The sequence below is a fragment of the Pseudomonas sp. A014 genome, from assembly GCF_052378495.1.
Classification (GTDB): Bacteria; Pseudomonadota; Gammaproteobacteria; order Pseudomonadales; family Pseudomonadaceae; genus Aquipseudomonas; species Aquipseudomonas machongensis.
Genome location: NZ_CP199001.1, coordinates 3,553,685 through 3,568,105, shown reverse-complemented (window position 1 = coordinate 3,568,105; position 14,421 = coordinate 3,553,685). Strand labels below are relative to the sequence as shown.

Genomic DNA, 14,421 nt, shown 5'->3' with positions numbered 1-14,421 from the left:
CTTAGTGGATTCTTTACCGCTTCCTGTTGTCGGTGCCTCGGTTCAGCGAGCCAGATCTCAGAACATCGTTTAGAGCTAAGAATGGTCTGATCTCACTTTGTATGAGATCAGACCACGGTTTCGTAGCACCCTACAATGTATAGCCGCCGTCCGCCAAGAAGTCTGACCCCGTTACAAAGGAGCTTTCATCTGAGACAAGATAGCGTGCCAGCAATGCAATATCTTGAGGACTGCCCAACCGATTAAGGACTGAGTCTTTGGCTGCTTGCTGGTTCATTTCAGGAGAGTTAGCCGCCAGAATTTTAGTGTCGACAAACCCAGGTAAAATTGCATTGACCCGGATGCCATGTTCGCCGAGTTCTACCGCAGCTGTTTTAGTTAGTCCGCGGATTGCCCATTTCGTACCATTGTAGGCAATGCATCCTCTAAAGCCACGGATCCCACAAATGGATGACGTATTTACGATTGAGCCTCCGCCCGTCTTCTTCATCTCGGCAGCTGTGTACTTCATGCCGAAGAAGGTACCTTTTTGATTTATGGCAACCTGACTATCGAAGTTTTCCTCAGATGTTTCTTCCAAGGATCCTGGTCGGTAAATACCTGCATTGTTGATCAATCCATCCAGCCGACCGAAGCGAGTGATGGCAGCAGCAACCACTCGCTCCCAATCAGCCGATGAGGATACATCATGTCGAATGAACATACCCTGAGTGCCCCAAGCTTTGGCCGCCGAAATGCCATTAGCTTCATCAACATCGGTGAATACAACATTGGCGCCTGATTGGGCAAGCAGATTGGCTTCCGCCAGACCGATACCGTTGGCCGCGCCAGTTACGATAATTGTCTTGCCTTTAAGGGAACTCATAGATCAATCTCCTGTTTTAATTTCGTGTCTAGGACTAATTCGTGTAGAAATCGTAAAAACAAATTCGATGACCATATTTATGAATTTCAAGATGTAGTAGGGCGCAATAGATCAGCAGGCCGGCACGGACGAATCTTTGAGTTTTCAGGGCCCATCGAGCAGAGTCCGACGAAAGTTTTTTTGCTTTGTTGGCTCAGCTCATCATTGAATAGATTCATGTCAGCAATGGTGATCCTATCTTGAGGCTGGCTATTTGCTTTGTCCATCCGTGCCTCCCATGATTACCAAATTACGGGGGCTTGCTTCATAAAAAGCCGTGCTTAGTGTTGTGGCGGAAATTGATAAAAAGCCCTTGTTGAAGCTTTAGGAGTGATTTTGTGCGGCCCAGTAAGGTTCTTCCGTGATTTGCCAGCGTACGTATGCGCTTACACTATCGGCCAGTTCTTGCTGGCTTGGGTGTATATTTCTGTCAAAATGGTGCATAAAGGTCCTGATATTCAATGGCGCGTAGCTTGATGTGGTGGCGTATTGCTATTTGGTGTTGTAGTAGGTTAGGGTTTTGTGCCTTGTCAGAAAATTATCATGCAGCTCGAGAAAGATTTATGCGGCACGCAGTTTGCACTGGTAGGGCTTACGAAAGATCTAGCAGCAGGAGCCGCAGGGTTTGGTGTTAGGGTAACTTTGGTATCTAGGATTAGTTCGTGCTGAGTTTCTGTCGGCGGATTCTATGGTCATCATGCGATGTGATGTTCCAGAATAAATCGCTGGCCAAACGCTACTCGACGTGCATCTAGCGGAGATGGCTGGAAAGCACACCCGTAACCATTTGCAGTATGTTCAGCGGGCACGTTAGCGTTTAGAAATGGTATGCCTGTCCGGAAATGTCATGGCTATGCACGCTTATGGCATTAGCATCGGTCGCTCGAGAGAAGTAGGCGTAACAGCGCGCATTGATATCGCAGGTGATGAGAGCGTTGGAAGTCAGATCACCACGACTGCAGCAACCTAAGGTATGATCAGTAGCCTTTCAGGCTCGCATTTAGCAGTCCTAGATGAGGTCGTAACCCTTGCTGAATAAAAGCGGCATATGTGGGAAGCTTAATATTCTTATGCTCTCTGCCCTATTTCGGGGTGGCGGGATGCTTTGCATCAAGGGTGTGGCAGCGTAATTCCCCTCTTTGGAAGAGTATTGCTCTTGGGGCGCGCATGCCAAAATTTGGCTAACATATGGGGCAGAGTACAGGTTCATTCCGCAATTACCATGTTTGTTTGGTTCAAAACTAGTGTGGTGTTTCAGAAGCGCCGCTAAAAATTAACTGCCCAGTGCTTAAAGTCGCGCTGGCGACTGAGGCAAGGATGTCCTCGGCCTTTTTATGCCGCCGAAATGGCTTCGGGTTTTGGTTGTAGGTTTCTAGGTAGTGCTCGATCGGCGCCTCAAGATCCTTGACTTCACCGGCTGCCACATCCAGGGCGGCGAATGATAAGGTCGTTCCATACCGTTTGTATTCATACGGGCGGATTTTGGGATTGCTTGGTGAGCGCGGTAACCCAGGTTGCGTTCGGTTCAAAGTATGGGCCTGACTCTTCTCATGGATGCACTGCGAAAGCGCTTTCTCGGGTGGGTTTAAGTAAAACCCAACGATGCCGCGAACCTTGTCGATAAACATCGGGTCAATGGAGAACTTGAAGTTCTTTTCCAGGTGCAGCTTGATCTCAGCGCATCGCTCAAACCCGGCAATCCCAGCTTTGAGAAGCGTGGGCGCCAGCGACACTGCATCCTTGCTGGTCCCCAAAACTTGAGCAATATCGTTGTCTGACTCGCCATCCGCACGGGCAAGGATTATCTCGGCGCGCAGGCGTGCATCTTGGGCGCCCTTGCAGAGCTTTACCTGGCATAACAGCTCCGCTTTTTCGGCTTCAGAACGGGTAACAACAGTTGATGGTCGCCCATGTCGATACACAGCTCTTGTTGAGTAAGTCTCTACAGAGACTAGCCAAAAATTTACAGTGGTAATTCTGAGGTACTACATCAGGAGCGGTAGTGAGCGAAGGGCTGCCTCGGTGCTTAAGTTTATGCTTTAGGCGCTCAAGAGGCTGTACTAAATTTCTTTTTTATATTTGATGAAGGCTAATAGTGTTTGAGTGCCTATATAGAAAATTCATTCGGGTCAGTATGTGAGCTGGTCAAAGAGCTTACAATTTCCACTGGATTTCTATTTTCATCGTCGCTACCTTTGTGGCGGGGGGAGTGGGCAGCTTGCATCACCCTCCGGGCAATCCAGATAGCCACGCATTATCTTTGTACGAGATTTTGTCTGTTTCGTTAGACAGGTAGCCACTACCATCGAGTTAATCGTGCCATTTTCAGTAGGTGTTCCGACGAATGCACATTCGGCATCTCGGAAGCTGATCCATGCTCGCTGAGCATATTTTAGTTTCTCTACGGAGGTAAGTGTTGATAGCTTGTTTAGTTTTAGTCGTGACATCATTTCACGGTAAGTGGCGTTCATTTCTATGTCCGCAGCCTGATAGGCTTGGTATGCGCACTTGCTCATTTCCGCCTGGCGGATAACATTGTCGCATGAGTCTGCAGCGAATATGCTGCTTGTCACGAGAAGAAAGGGAGGTATAAGTAAGTTATTGATTTGCATTTAGTTCTCAATTGGTTATCAGTGGCTAACTATGATTGTGATTGGTTATCTTGATTGGCTGGCTTGTGGTTTTCATGGGTTTAGCATTTGAGCTTTGTGGTCAGGCTTAAGCGGAGTCGCTCCGAAGACGTATTGCATCTTGAATGGGAGGTGCTCCAAATAAGCGCTTATACTCACGATGGAATTGAGAGAGGTTATCATAACCTACAGTCGAAGCTATTACGCCAACATCACTAGCTCTTTGGACCAGCAGGCGGCGTGCCTCAAGGAGGCGTAGGCGCTTTTGGTACTGAAGTGGACTCAGTGCTGTTGCATCCTTGAAATGATGATGCAATGACGAAACGCTCATGTTTACATGCTTCGCCAGATCTTCGATACGCATTGGACTATCATAATGATCCTTAACCCATTCGACAGCTTTACTAACCCTGAATGCTCGACTATCTGCAATAAGTGCATGACGAAGTCGCATGCCTTGGCTGCTCATAAGTAGTCGATACAATATTTCTTGTTCGATTAAAGGTGCCAGCGCGGGAATGTGCTTGGGCGTTTCGAGCAAGCTAGCCAAGCGATATGCAGCATTTAGAAGATCTTTAGATAATTTGCTCAGGCTGATACCCAAGCCTGTTGTTGGTTCGTCAGGAGGGGGAAGTTCTCGCATGGCAACGAGATCGGCAACCTTCTGCATGTCTATCTCATACGCGAAGCACAAATATGGCGCGGCAGCGCTGGCCTGAGTTATCCGGCCGATGACTGGCATGTCTATTGATGTGACTAAGCAGTGCTGAGTGTCATAGCTATAGGATGCGTCACCGGCAGTGACTATCTTTGCTCCCTGCGCAGCAAAGATGAGTGCAACCTTAGTAAAGGCTGACTCTTCTTTGAGGGGGGCAGAGTAACGATGGAATGTCAAAGATGGAATGGCGGTTCGATGCTCTCCATCGATAGGGGCGAAGCGTCCCACGATCGCAGCTAACTGGCGTGATAGGGTTTCTTGTGAAGGACGGTCTGAATCTGTGATATCTGGAGATTTCATAGCTTATAATCCTAGAAATTTCGCTATAATTATCCATGCGCTAGCATTAGCGTACATATTATTTTATGTGTTTTTTGGTGTTTTGTGCAATACTCTAATAGGATCGTGCATGCTCCTCGTGCGAAGTGGGTGCGCCTTTGGTCTGACAGCATGGCGCGTCCTTATCTGGAGGTGGGCAGGTTAATCTCGCTGCGATACATAGTAGAAGGAGCGGAATCGATCGAGGGCTCAAATGGAGGAACGCAGGGATACATCAAGTAATTGCGCAATATGATCAAATTAGTGGAAGAGAAAATGCTTCCAGACAATCGCATTGCCTGGCCATTTGGGGTTGGGGTTTTTTCACCTAGGCGCAGATGACGGCGCGCCTGCGAAAATTTCCGGTCAATGATGTGCTTACTCAATCCAGCAATACCGAGTAGCAGTGTGGCGATGGTGTCTACTACCGCTGCCTGGGTTTATACATCGGCCATGGTTGGCCGCCTTTCGTTTTTCCAGCGAGATCTCCAGCAGGGTTCCAATAACCGTGTAGTGCAAGCTGATGGACGCCTAGGACGCTGGCCCAGCTGCGTCGAGCTGTTCTGCAAATTCGCGTTTTTGTTGTTTTTAGGTTGTCATCTCCACAGCGATCGAATCGTAGGCCTGATGCATCTTCTCTAGTTCGCTTCGTAGATGTTTTGTTTAGCATGCAGAGCCAAATAAGCATTTAGATTTACGCACTCGAGTTGGTTAATGCTCTTTGGAAGCAAGAATCCGGTCCTCTCCTCCGGTTGATTCAGCGCAAACCATGCCCGCAGATCTACCGGCGAATTGGCCAATACATACGTTCGGCATTGTCATTGAGCGTAATAGATCCGCCAGATAAAGTGTCAGATAGCTCGCCAGTAGCAATGGCTTCGTAGATCCGCTTCATATGAAAGTGCAGAGCGAGCTACTGTGGGAAGTGCTTGAGTGGCGTAACAGCTCCACCATCCCCAAATACACCACCGAATATTGAAATCCCAGCTGCGGTCCCGATTTCTTTCTGGATTCCGCCATGATACGATCCGACAGCAAAGTCGAACAGAGGTACCTCTATTTCAGTCCTGTGGACTTTTTAAAGTCTATTGACGGCCTCGCTGCCGTGGTCGAACTAGACATCCAAGTCGTCGTGTTCGACCCCTTGCTCTTCGTCCCTCTAAACAAGGCTCGCAACCGCAACCGCAACCGCAACCGCAACCGCAACCGCAACCGCAACCGCATCCTGGCCTTGTATTGGGTATGCAATGACTTCTGTCTCTGGCCCAAGCGTCTGGAGCCCAAGTGCTTCACAACCCTACCTGATGCAACCGACGAAGTCCTGGCTGTCCAGGAACTGGACTGGCTAACGATGGTTTCGATCTTTGGTGCAACCGACTTCATCAAGTAGTGCCCCCTGTTTGATGGCTTAAACCGGTATAATCTGGCTCATGATTTCATTGCCAGACAACCTTCCCTCTGATTCTGTTCTGTTCAAGAAAATACTGCTTGATGCGCTAACGCATCAAGCACAAACAAAACTGTGGTAGAAGCTTACGAGTTCCACATCGTGAATATAAAGGAGATGATCAAGTTTCTGCGCGACCGTCTTGTTGGTCGCAAGTCCGAGCAGACCGTTGATCCCAATGCCCCGCAATTAGCGATGTTAAAATAGGTAGAAAGAGAACTTCTGTTCGGCATATTTTAGAGGTGGCATATCAAGAGTTCGCCGACCTGAGCAAGAATCTCTGGGGCCGGATAGGAGCGGACACGGATTATCTGGTGATCACCCAGGCTGCGACGATCCGCTCCTGCGTGCTAAGTGGCAACCTGAAACTGGAGCGCATGGCGCAGGTGATCAATGCACAGGACTTCGATGGCATGGACTATACCTTTCTGGTCAGTGCCGACGGCAAGATTCTCGCCCACCCTGACAAGCAATGAGTGACCAAAAGCCACGTCGAGTTCTTTTCGGCAGTTTCGCCATCGTTCGACGAGCGTTTCAGCGAAGTGACGGAAAATGACGCCACCCGCCTGGTCGGTTTCATCCCTGTGCAGGAGTTGCGGTCGGTGAAGTGGTGCGTCGGGCTCTTCCTGGGCAAGCGCAAGGTCTATGCCGCGCTGACCGCCTCGATAGCCGAATGGGGCAATGGCGCGCAGCGCAAGGCGATCTATTCACTGTGGCGCCAGCCTCGACCGGCTTCGTGGTGATGCCCAACTACTGGGGGCGGAAGCATAGAATTAGAGGGGGCGGCGTTTGATCATGCACACAATCGGTTACTCGCCGCGAGTGAGGCTGGCGGAAGCGCGCATACTCTCGCGTCGACTCACAACACGAACTTGTCTACCCCACTTAGCGCTAATCCACATTGTGGGGTAGGGGCTCAGACGCCTTCCGGCGATATTCCAGCACCACTTCTTCATGGGTCGCGCCCCACTCACGCATTGCGGAGATTAGCGGAATTAGAGTTTCACCCAGCGGGGCCAGTGAATACTCCACCTTTGGCGGTACCTCTCGATATATCTCGCGATGAATGATCCGGTCTGTCTCCAACTCTCTTAGTTGCAGAGTCAGCATACGCTGTGTGATTTCTGGCATCAGACGACGCAGTTCATTAAATCGCCGTTTCTGGGCGATCAGGTGAAAAAGGATAAGTGACTTCCACTTTCCGCCGATGACGTCGACCGTAAAGGTAACGGGGCAGGCGAAGGCTTCGACCTCGCCATGCGGGATACCGAGCTTCATGGGGCTACTCCTTGGTTCCTAAAATGTGCCTACAGCACATTAATGTGCGTACTTACGAAATCTGTCTGTAAAGCTTAGCATAAATCCATCACTTGAATTGATGGAGTCATCCGCATGAGCTTGTTGCTTTCCCCTTTTGAGTTGAAAGGGCTCGCGCTGCGCAACCGCGTAGTCATGTCCCCCATGTGCATGCACATGGCTGCCGACGATGGTTTCGTTACCGATTGGCACCGAGTCCACTACGGGGCTCGGGCCCAAGGCCTGGCTGCTCTTGTTTTTCCTGAGACCCTCGCAATCGATAAAGACGCTCGAATTGGCGAGGGCGATCTAGGTATCTGGAGTGACGATCACGTTGTCGGTCTGAGAGGCCTGGTTGAGCTGCTCCATGGCTTTGGAGCCAAAGTTGGCGCGCAGCTCGGCCATGCTGGCCGGAATGCTGACTTGCCGAAAGTCGTCGGTGTTGCGCCATCAGCAATTCCATTTACTGAACAAAGCCCCGTTCCCCGTGCACTGGAAATACAAGAAATTGCTGCACTGGTTAAGGAATTCGGAAAGGCCGCGCGGCGCGCGTTAGAAGCTGGCTTTGACGTACTAGAGATCCATGCCGCACACGGGTATTTATTGAATGAATTCCTTTCTCCTCTGTCCAATACCCGTACGGATGAGTACGGTGGTGATGCAAAACGTCGCTACCGCTTCGTGCGCGAAATTATCGATGAGGTGAAACAGGTTTGGGGCGATCGTCCACTGTTCGTACGGATCTCCAGCAATGACTATGCTGAGGGCGGAAATACGCCGGAGTCATTTCTTGAATATGGCTTCTGGATGAAAGAGCAAGGTGTAGACCTGATCGATTGCAGTTCGGGCGGCATCAAGATGGTTAAGGTGGCAACCTTTCCGAATTATCAGGTGCCGGCCTCTGAACTGCTTCGAAGGGAGCTGAAAATTGCTACCAGTGCAGTAGGTTTGATCCAGAACGGTCGTCAGGCGGAAGAGATCCTCCAGAATGGCCGAGCTGACCTGATTTTTGTAGGCCGCCAGATGCTGCGTGATCCCTTCTGGGTTCGTAGCGCTGCAGATGACCTGAAGGAGTACATCGATATTCCTAAGGCTTACACTCGCTATGGTGCAGCCTGGTTAGATACCAAGCTCAGCTGACACGTTCTCTTGATCACATTTATTTACCGCCGGTGGATGTTGAGGTTCCAGCCTAATGGGAGTGCTGCTTGCGCTTTTCATCTCGGCGTCTGCTGATGCGGTAATAGGTGTTCAATTTTACAGGTCTTCTTGTATCAGCAAATCCCACAGGCTTGAAAATATGCGGATTTTCATGCAGTAATACTGGACTATAAAATACCTGCGCGGCTGGAATCCAAGTAATAATTTCCCCTCGCTTGCTAAGCTGGAGCTGGAGCTGGAGCTGGAGCTGGAGCTGGGGCTGGGGAGCGTTTCTTGTGACAGTTCGTCCTTCGGGAAGATAGCTAAATTTTTAAACATACTCGCGCAAGTATCCTACCGAGGTGTTTATAGATAAAGCACTGACTGTTCGCTGCTTCGCCTTCATATGCATTACCAACCGGATCGATGTGATTTCGCTCTATTGGGCTATCTCCCCTAGTCACGATGGCATCTTCAGGCGTGCTTGGTGAGTGCCAACGACCGAGCGTAGCTGCTTAGCTTCTCTGGTACCGGAGTCAATCAAAGCAACGATGAGTTCCGTTTTCGTAAGCTATCCACAGATCAGCGGTTTATGGCTGCCGTCGAGCCAGATCGTCGTATATGCACCAAGGTATGGAGCCGTCTAGCAGTGTGGTCACGCGAGTCGGCACCGCTCCGAAATGCTTTTGCGTTAACCCTAAAGTTTAGTCCCTTTGTCGAGGAATAGTCTCATTGAGTAGTAGTGGCAAGAACCTTCCGGTCGCGTCCTCGCTAAATATCCATGCGGTCACACTTGTAGCCTATTCCGTCGCAGCTAGCGCGCCCACACCTCTTTATCGCCTCTACCAGGTGCGGTGGCAGTTCTCGTCGGGATTGCTGACACTGATCTTCGGTGCCTACTCATTTGCCTTGCTCTTGACGCTCCTCATGGCGGGACGGCTCTCTGACTACATTGGCCGCCGTCCTGTCATTAGCTTTGGTCTGGCCCTGCAACTTGCTGCCATGGGCCTTTTTCTTACTGAAGACGGACCGAGCTGGCTGATTGCGGCCAGATTGTTGCAGGGTGTGGCGAGCGGCCTAGCCTCCGCGGCCTTGGGCGCTTCTTTGATAGATCTAAATCACAGTCGCGGCGCATTGATCAACAGCCTTGCACCGATGGCCGGCATGGCCCTTGGTGCTCTGGGATCCACGGCGTTGGTTCAATTGGTCCCGGCCCCAATGTATTTGACTTTTGTGCTGTTGCTCGTCGTTTTCTCAGTACAGTTGCGGCAAACTTGGCGCACACCCGAAACAGTGATTGGCCGCTCCGGAGCGCTCAGATCATTGTGGCCAAGCCTTGCAGTTCCGCTACTCGCCAAGGCTGAATTGTTGGCGGTCATGCCGATCAATGTGGCGGTCTGGGCCCTTGCCGGCTTCTACCTGTCGTTAATGCCCTCGCTGATAGTGCAGGTGACGGGATCAGATTCCGTTTGGCTCGGTGGCCTAAGTGTCGCGGCTCTAACCATGAGTGCTGGTGTTGCCATCCTTATCATGCGTCGACGCAGGGCTCTAACCGTACTGATCATGGGCGCAGCCGCGCTCGTAGTCGGAGTGCTTGCCATCCTTGTCGGCGCCAATCTCGGCTTAGCGGCTGTTCTCCTCTTCGGCTCGGTGACCGCCGGTGTTGGGGTCGGGGCCGGATTCCTAGGCGCGCTGAGCAGCGTCATGCCTCTGGCTGAGCCAGGTCAGCGAGCAGGTTTGGTGGCGGTTTTCCATGTCGGAACCTATCTTGCCTTCAGTCTACCCGCGATATTCGCAGGATATTTGACCCAACATCTCGATCTGCTGAAGGTTACCAATTTCTACGGTGCAGTGTTGGCTCTGCTGGCACTCACAGGATTAATCCTGACACTAGCTCGCCACCAACGCCGCAAGAACTACATTGATGTCCTTGATGCAAAAGAACAGAGGAATCAGTGCTCAAACGACTGCGGAACGTGACACATTCCTCACCCATATCTTAGGAAACTCTGACGTTTGGCTTTGTAGAGAACACTGCGTTTGCTCAAGTGCTTGTACCAGTCGAAGCGGTCAGTGGGCTGGTCGAGATGCATAATCCCATGCCCAGCATCCAGACAGTATTGGCTCTGCAAAAGGTCAATCTGGGTTGGGCATCCGACTTTGCCCCCAATGTCCTGATCAAATGGTTGCGCACCCTACAGTTGGTCGAACTAGATACGCAGAAGCGTTTGTGCCTGACCGAGCGTGGCAAGCAATGAGCTCGACGTATTCACTGGATGTCGGGTGTACGGAGCACACCCTCCAGTCCAGTCGTATCCGCGACCGAGGTGGACGCAGGCGGGGAGCTCGTATCCGGGGGGGGGCAGCCATCTGGAGGGTCGTGTCCCAGGAAGTGGTGTAACTCATCATGGCTCTGGCCATTTAGTTTGCCGTTTAGTTGATCACGGCCGACAGCTTAGCCTGTGGATTATCGCTGACGGATTCAAAGCCCTCCAACTGCATATATCGCCGTTGCAGGCACCCCTCGTCGTTCTGCTCCAGCAGCATCGCCCCTACTAGGCGTGTGATGGCAGGATCGTTGGGAAAGATGGTTGCCCACGACGTCGGTGTGGCATTTGATCTCCACGTTGAGCCGCTCCAGTGGATTGGTGCTGTGCAATTGCTGTCGATGCGCTTTGGGAAACGCCATGTGTGCCAAAACTTCATCCTCGCAGCCGTCCATGAACGTGGCGATCTTGGGGTACTTTTCGCGCAGTTGGTCAGCAACCAAGCGCCATTGCTGATGGCATTCGGCACGGCTGTCCTGTGCGAAAGCCGTGCGCAGATGTGCCGCCGCCACGGTGCGCTGGCCCTTGCCGACATGGGCCATGGCGTTGCGCATGAAGTGGACGCGGCAGCGCTGCCAAGTCGCGTTGAAAACCTTGGAAACAGCGGCCTTGAGCCCTTCGTGGGTGTCGGATATGACCAGCTTCACGCCACGCAGCCCCGTCGCATAAGGCTTCGCAGGAAGTCTGTCCAGCATGCCAACCGGGCTGCATAAGCACTATCAGCAAACTATCATGCGGGCTGTCGAAGTTTCGCCAAAGACTGCGCGCATATCCACGCGCGGGCTGAGGCTTGCCCGCACCGCTGAGGCCAGTCAGCACGGCAAAGTGTCGGTGAGGATGACTCCACAGGCCAGCATCAAGTTGACCACTCAGCGCCTTGGGGGAACTGGATATTCAAACCCGTCGATGATTTTCTCCAGTGGTAGCCACCCCAGATGATCGTGTCCCGGGAAGTGGTGTAACTGAACCAGCCGAAGGCGCCCTGCGGGCGAAAGAGGATGGTCATCGTGGTTCTTGGCTAACGTTGAGTTTGCGAAGACCTAACACTCACCAGAGAAACTACGATGACCAAGCCCACTATCGCATTGACCGAGTTGGTTGAGAAAGGGGCAGACGCCGATCTGCTCAAGCAAATGATCCAGTTTGTTGCCCAGCGCATGATGGAGTTCGACGTCCAAGGCATGTGCGGCGCCGGCTTCGATGTCAAAAGCCCAGACCGGACAAACAGCCGCAACGGTTACCGTGATCGCCTCTGGCAAACCAACCCGCGCTGGCGTTGTCGACCTGAAGATCCCGAAACTGCGTCAAGGCAGCTATTTTCCCGGCTTTCTTGAGCCTCGCCGTACTGCCGAGAAGGCCATGGCCGCTGTGATCCAGGAAGCCTACATTCAAGGCGTCTCGACGCGTTCAGTGGACGAACTGGTCAAGGCAATGGGCATGACCGGCATCTCCAAGAGCCAGGTGTCTCGGCTGGCCGGCGAGATCTATGAGCGTGTCCACGCCTTCCTTGATCGCCCTCTGGAAGGCGACTGGCCTTACCAGTGGATCGACGCCACTTACGTCAAGGTGCGGGAGGCCGGGCGCATCGTCTCGGTCGCCGCAATAATTGCCGTGGCGGTCAACACCAACGGCGGGCGCGAGGTATTGGGCATGCGGGTTGGACCTTCCGAAGCTGAACCATGCCCCGGGAAGCCTGCTGGGCTACGTTAATCCGCTGGATAACGACACCTACGTCAGAGCCAAAGCGCTTGACTTTCTACCGCGTGCCAGTGCTGATCCGTCACGGCCATACACGCTAGTGCTGGGTGAAATGAAGGGACGCGGCATGACCTACTGGAAATGATCTACGACCGTGCCGACAACCGCTCCACCATCCTGACAACTCTACTGCCCATCGACCACAGGATGGCTGGATCAGCGACCCACCCCTGGCGGATGCCATCCTTCGCCTGGTACACAATGCTTACCGACCAACTATGAAGAGTGCGTCACTGCGCCGGAAAAACCAAGGAGCAAACCGCATCGTGACCGCACCTTCTGCCAAGTCCCTACTCGCTGACAGCGCTCATTCGCGAGCAGGGTCAAATTGCTTCTCGCGAATAAATAGTAGCGGAATCATGCCGCAAAGGAAGTAAGCAGCGCCGACGATCAGGAAGCCGATGCCGATAGAGCCCTGACTGGCGAAGAAGCCGATAGCTGCCGGTGATACTGCGGCTCCGATACGCCCGATGTTGTAAGCACCACCAACTGCGGAGCCGCGGAACTTGGCTTCGAAGCTTTCGGTCATGTAGGTGGCGTTGACGCTGTAGGGAACACCATAGAGGAAGCCGAAGACAATCAGCAGCCAGAGAATATTTTCCGGCTGGTTGAACAGCACGATGATTGGCAGGAACAGCGCGGTCCCTAAGCAGCCAACGGCAAATACCTTACGGCGCCCGAACTTATCTGCCGCCATGCCAGCGATAACCTTGCCTAGAACCGAAGCCGTGTAGGTGCCGAACAGGAACGAGGTCATCTGCTTGAACGCCATGCCCAGTTCAGTTTCTAGGTAACTGGGCATCCAGTTGTTGACACCGTAATTGCCGAATTGCAGCAAGCCTGCGGTCAAAGACCAAAGCACGAACATCCTAGCGGCGGTGGGGTTGGTGAAAATTTGCTTGTACTTGCCGCCCTCCGCGAGCGCTCGAGCCTTTCGCTCTGTACTCTGCAAACGTGTCCAGGTCGAGGGTTCCGGTACCATCTTGTACATCAGCAGCGCGAGGATCACGGGCGTGACACCTACGAAGAACAGTGTGCGCCAGCCATAACTAGGCAGTATCCAGGCTGCGAGAAGCGTTGCGACGATATATCCGACGGACCAACCTGCTTGCAGGCTGCCAAGTACCGTATTTCTGAACCGGGTGGGCACGTACTCGGCCATCAGGGTGTTGCACGCAACATATACCGAGCCAAGACCAAGTGCCGAGACAATTCTAATGATCGCAAATTGCAGGTAATTCTCGGTAAAGCCCAGTAGCCCGGTGCCGATGCTGAACAGCAAGACGCTGAGAACGACTGTCCGCACCCGCCCGAAACGGTCGGTCGCCCAACCACCGTAGATCCCTCCGACAGCCATGCCCGCCAGGGTGCAACTGCCGAGCATGCCAGCCTGCAGGCCAGTCAGGCCGAACTCCGATTTTAGCGAGGCTAGGCTATAGGCCAGGATCATGACATCGGCACCGTCGATGACCATCGTAAGGAAACAAAACACGAAGGCTGTAATCCAAGTCCGCTCGGTAGGCGAGGTGGTGATCCCGGCAGGGTTAAGGTCTTGCATGTTTTTATCCTTGTTATAGCTGGGTAGGCTGTGCCTGTTCCGGCACTACACGGCGCTGCAGCAACAGCGCGGACGGCGGGCACGACCCACCACCAAAGGCTGTCACAACCTGCGGCAAAATCAGTTGCCAAGCAAACGAAAAAATATCTGGCCTGCATTCCTGATAGGAATACTCCCAGTTGCACTGTAAATAACCTTATCGGCGCAGACTGCCCCCCCCTTACTGCTAGGGTGCGCGATCGACTCTGGCGTAAGTCATGCGAAAAAGTATGGCGGCGATTCGCTAATTTCGTTTGCCAAGACAGTCCACCAACGTGATCAATGC

The 14,421-nt window shown here is 52.5% G+C and carries 11 protein-coding genes and 5 pseudogenes; 9 read left to right on the top strand and 7 right to left on the bottom strand.

Annotated features, from left to right (window positions below; translation table 11 throughout):
- Nucleotides 1-130 precede the first annotated feature (130 nt).
- The 4 genes and pseudogenes from ACTYOL_RS16335 to ACTYOL_RS16320 all read right to left on the bottom strand — a co-directional run bounded on the left by ACTYOL_RS16335 (nt 131) and on the right by ACTYOL_RS16320 (nt 4,552).
- The gene (locus tag ACTYOL_RS16335) at nt 131-865 is read right to left on the bottom strand and encodes an SDR family NAD(P)-dependent oxidoreductase (protein WP_444756634.1); all 735 of its coding nucleotides are present in this window, start codon (nt 863-865) and stop codon (nt 131-133) included.
- 1,280 nt (nt 866-2,145) lie between these two features.
- Nucleotides 2,146-2,826, bottom strand: a pseudogene (locus ACTYOL_RS16330) (helix-turn-helix domain-containing protein).
- Nucleotides 2,827-3,093: 267 nt separating this feature from the next.
- A complete protein-coding gene (locus tag ACTYOL_RS16325; RefSeq protein ID WP_444756633.1) occupies nt 3,094-3,516 on the bottom strand; it encodes a lysozyme inhibitor LprI family protein in 423 nt (140 codons plus the stop codon).
- A 106-nt stretch (nt 3,517-3,622) separates the two neighbouring features.
- Complete coding sequence (locus ACTYOL_RS16320) at nt 3,623-4,552, bottom strand: AraC family transcriptional regulator (protein WP_444756632.1); 930 nt, start codon at nt 4,550-4,552, stop codon at nt 3,623-3,625.
- A 1,036-nt stretch (nt 4,553-5,588) separates the two neighbouring features.
- Between ACTYOL_RS16320 and tnpB the strand changes: the two genes are divergently transcribed.
- The 5 genes and pseudogenes from tnpB to ACTYOL_RS16295 form a co-directional block, all read left to right on the top strand.
- On the top strand, nt 5,589-5,960 hold the full coding sequence (tnpB, locus tag ACTYOL_RS16315; protein ID WP_444756631.1) for an IS66 family insertion sequence element accessory protein TnpB: 372 nt from the start codon (nt 5,589-5,591) through the stop codon (nt 5,958-5,960).
- Between the two features lie 40 nt (nt 5,961-6,000).
- A pseudogene (locus ACTYOL_RS16310) lies at nt 6,001-6,215 on the top strand (IS66 family transposase); the annotation flags it as partial.
- A 44-nt stretch (nt 6,216-6,259) separates the two neighbouring features.
- Nucleotides 6,260-6,493, top strand: coding sequence for a hypothetical protein (locus ACTYOL_RS16305; RefSeq protein ID WP_444756630.1), 234 nt, complete (start codon nt 6,260-6,262; stop codon nt 6,491-6,493).
- Entirely contained in the window at nt 6,494-6,760 is a 267-nt protein-coding gene (locus tag ACTYOL_RS16300; RefSeq protein WP_444758184.1) for a hypothetical protein, read from the top strand. It abuts the gene before it with no gap.
- Nucleotides 6,688-6,929: pseudogene (locus tag ACTYOL_RS16295) on the top strand (hypothetical protein); the annotation flags it as partial. The gene ACTYOL_RS16300 and the pseudogene ACTYOL_RS16295, both read left to right, overlap by 73 nt.
- On the opposite strand, the gene ACTYOL_RS16290 reads toward ACTYOL_RS16295, so the two are convergent.
- Nucleotides 6,909-7,295, bottom strand: a complete 387-nt coding sequence (locus tag ACTYOL_RS16290) for a winged helix-turn-helix transcriptional regulator (protein ID WP_444756629.1) — start codon at nt 7,293-7,295, stop codon at nt 6,909-6,911. The pseudogene ACTYOL_RS16295 and the gene ACTYOL_RS16290 overlap by 21 nt on opposite strands.
- Before the next feature lie 114 nt (nt 7,296-7,409).
- Here ACTYOL_RS16290 and namA point away from each other — a divergent pair, with 114 nt between their 5' ends.
- The 3 genes from namA (at nt 7,410) to ACTYOL_RS16275 (ending at nt 10,711) form a co-directional block, all read left to right on the top strand.
- A complete protein-coding gene (gene namA / locus ACTYOL_RS16285; protein ID WP_444756628.1) occupies nt 7,410-8,453 on the top strand; it encodes an NADPH dehydrogenase NamA in 1,044 nt (347 codons plus the stop codon).
- 732 nt (nt 8,454-9,185) lie between these two features.
- Nucleotides 9,186-10,433: an MFS transporter gene (locus tag ACTYOL_RS16280; RefSeq protein ID WP_444756627.1), complete on the top strand. Its 1,248-nt coding sequence runs from the start codon at nt 9,186-9,188 to the stop codon at nt 10,431-10,433.
- Nucleotides 10,434-10,552: 119 nt separating this feature from the next.
- Entirely contained in the window at nt 10,553-10,711 is a 159-nt protein-coding gene (locus ACTYOL_RS16275; RefSeq protein WP_444756626.1) for a hypothetical protein, read from the top strand.
- Nucleotides 10,712-10,886: 175 nt separating this feature from the next.
- Here the strand turns inward: ACTYOL_RS16275 and ACTYOL_RS16270 are convergent.
- Nucleotides 10,887-11,471 (bottom strand): annotated as a pseudogene (locus ACTYOL_RS16270) (transposase); the annotation flags it as partial.
- A 373-nt stretch (nt 11,472-11,844) separates the two neighbouring features.
- Between ACTYOL_RS16270 and ACTYOL_RS16265 the strand changes: the two are divergent.
- A pseudogene (locus ACTYOL_RS16265) lies at nt 11,845-12,457 on the top strand (IS256 family transposase); the annotation flags it as partial.
- Nucleotides 12,458-12,845: 388 nt separating this feature from the next.
- Here the strand turns inward: ACTYOL_RS16265 and ACTYOL_RS16260 are convergent.
- Complete coding sequence (locus ACTYOL_RS16260; RefSeq protein WP_444756625.1) at nt 12,846-14,096, bottom strand: MFS transporter; 1,251 nt, start codon at nt 14,094-14,096, stop codon at nt 12,846-12,848.
- Nucleotides 14,097-14,421: the final 325 nt, after the last annotated feature.

Excerpts from the sequence above, each read along its gene's own strand:
- ACTYOL_RS16290 (WP_444756629.1), bottom strand. The coding sequence starts at position 7,295 with ATGAAGCTCGGTATCCCGCATGGCGAGGTCGAAGCCTTCGCCTGCCCC.
- ACTYOL_RS16325 (WP_444756633.1), bottom strand. The coding sequence starts at position 3,516 with ATGCAAATCAATAACTTACTTATACCTCCCTTTCTTCTCGTGACAAGC.
- ACTYOL_RS16320 (WP_444756632.1), bottom strand. The coding sequence starts at position 4,552 with ATGAAATCTCCAGATATCACAGATTCAGACCGTCCTTCACAAGAAACC.
- ACTYOL_RS16275 (WP_444756626.1), top strand. The coding sequence starts at position 10,553 with ATGCCCAGCATCCAGACAGTATTGGCTCTGCAAAAGGTCAATCTGGGT.
- namA (WP_444756628.1), top strand. The coding sequence starts at position 7,410 with ATGAGCTTGTTGCTTTCCCCTTTTGAGTTGAAAGGGCTCGCGCTGCGC.
- tnpB (WP_444756631.1), top strand. The coding sequence starts at position 5,589 with ATGATACGATCCGACAGCAAAGTCGAACAGAGGTACCTCTATTTCAGT.
- ACTYOL_RS16335 (WP_444756634.1), bottom strand. The coding sequence starts at position 865 with ATGAGTTCCCTTAAAGGCAAGACAATTATCGTAACTGGCGCGGCCAAC.
- ACTYOL_RS16260 (WP_444756625.1), bottom strand. The coding sequence starts at position 14,096 with ATGCAAGACCTTAACCCTGCCGGGATCACCACCTCGCCTACCGAGCGG.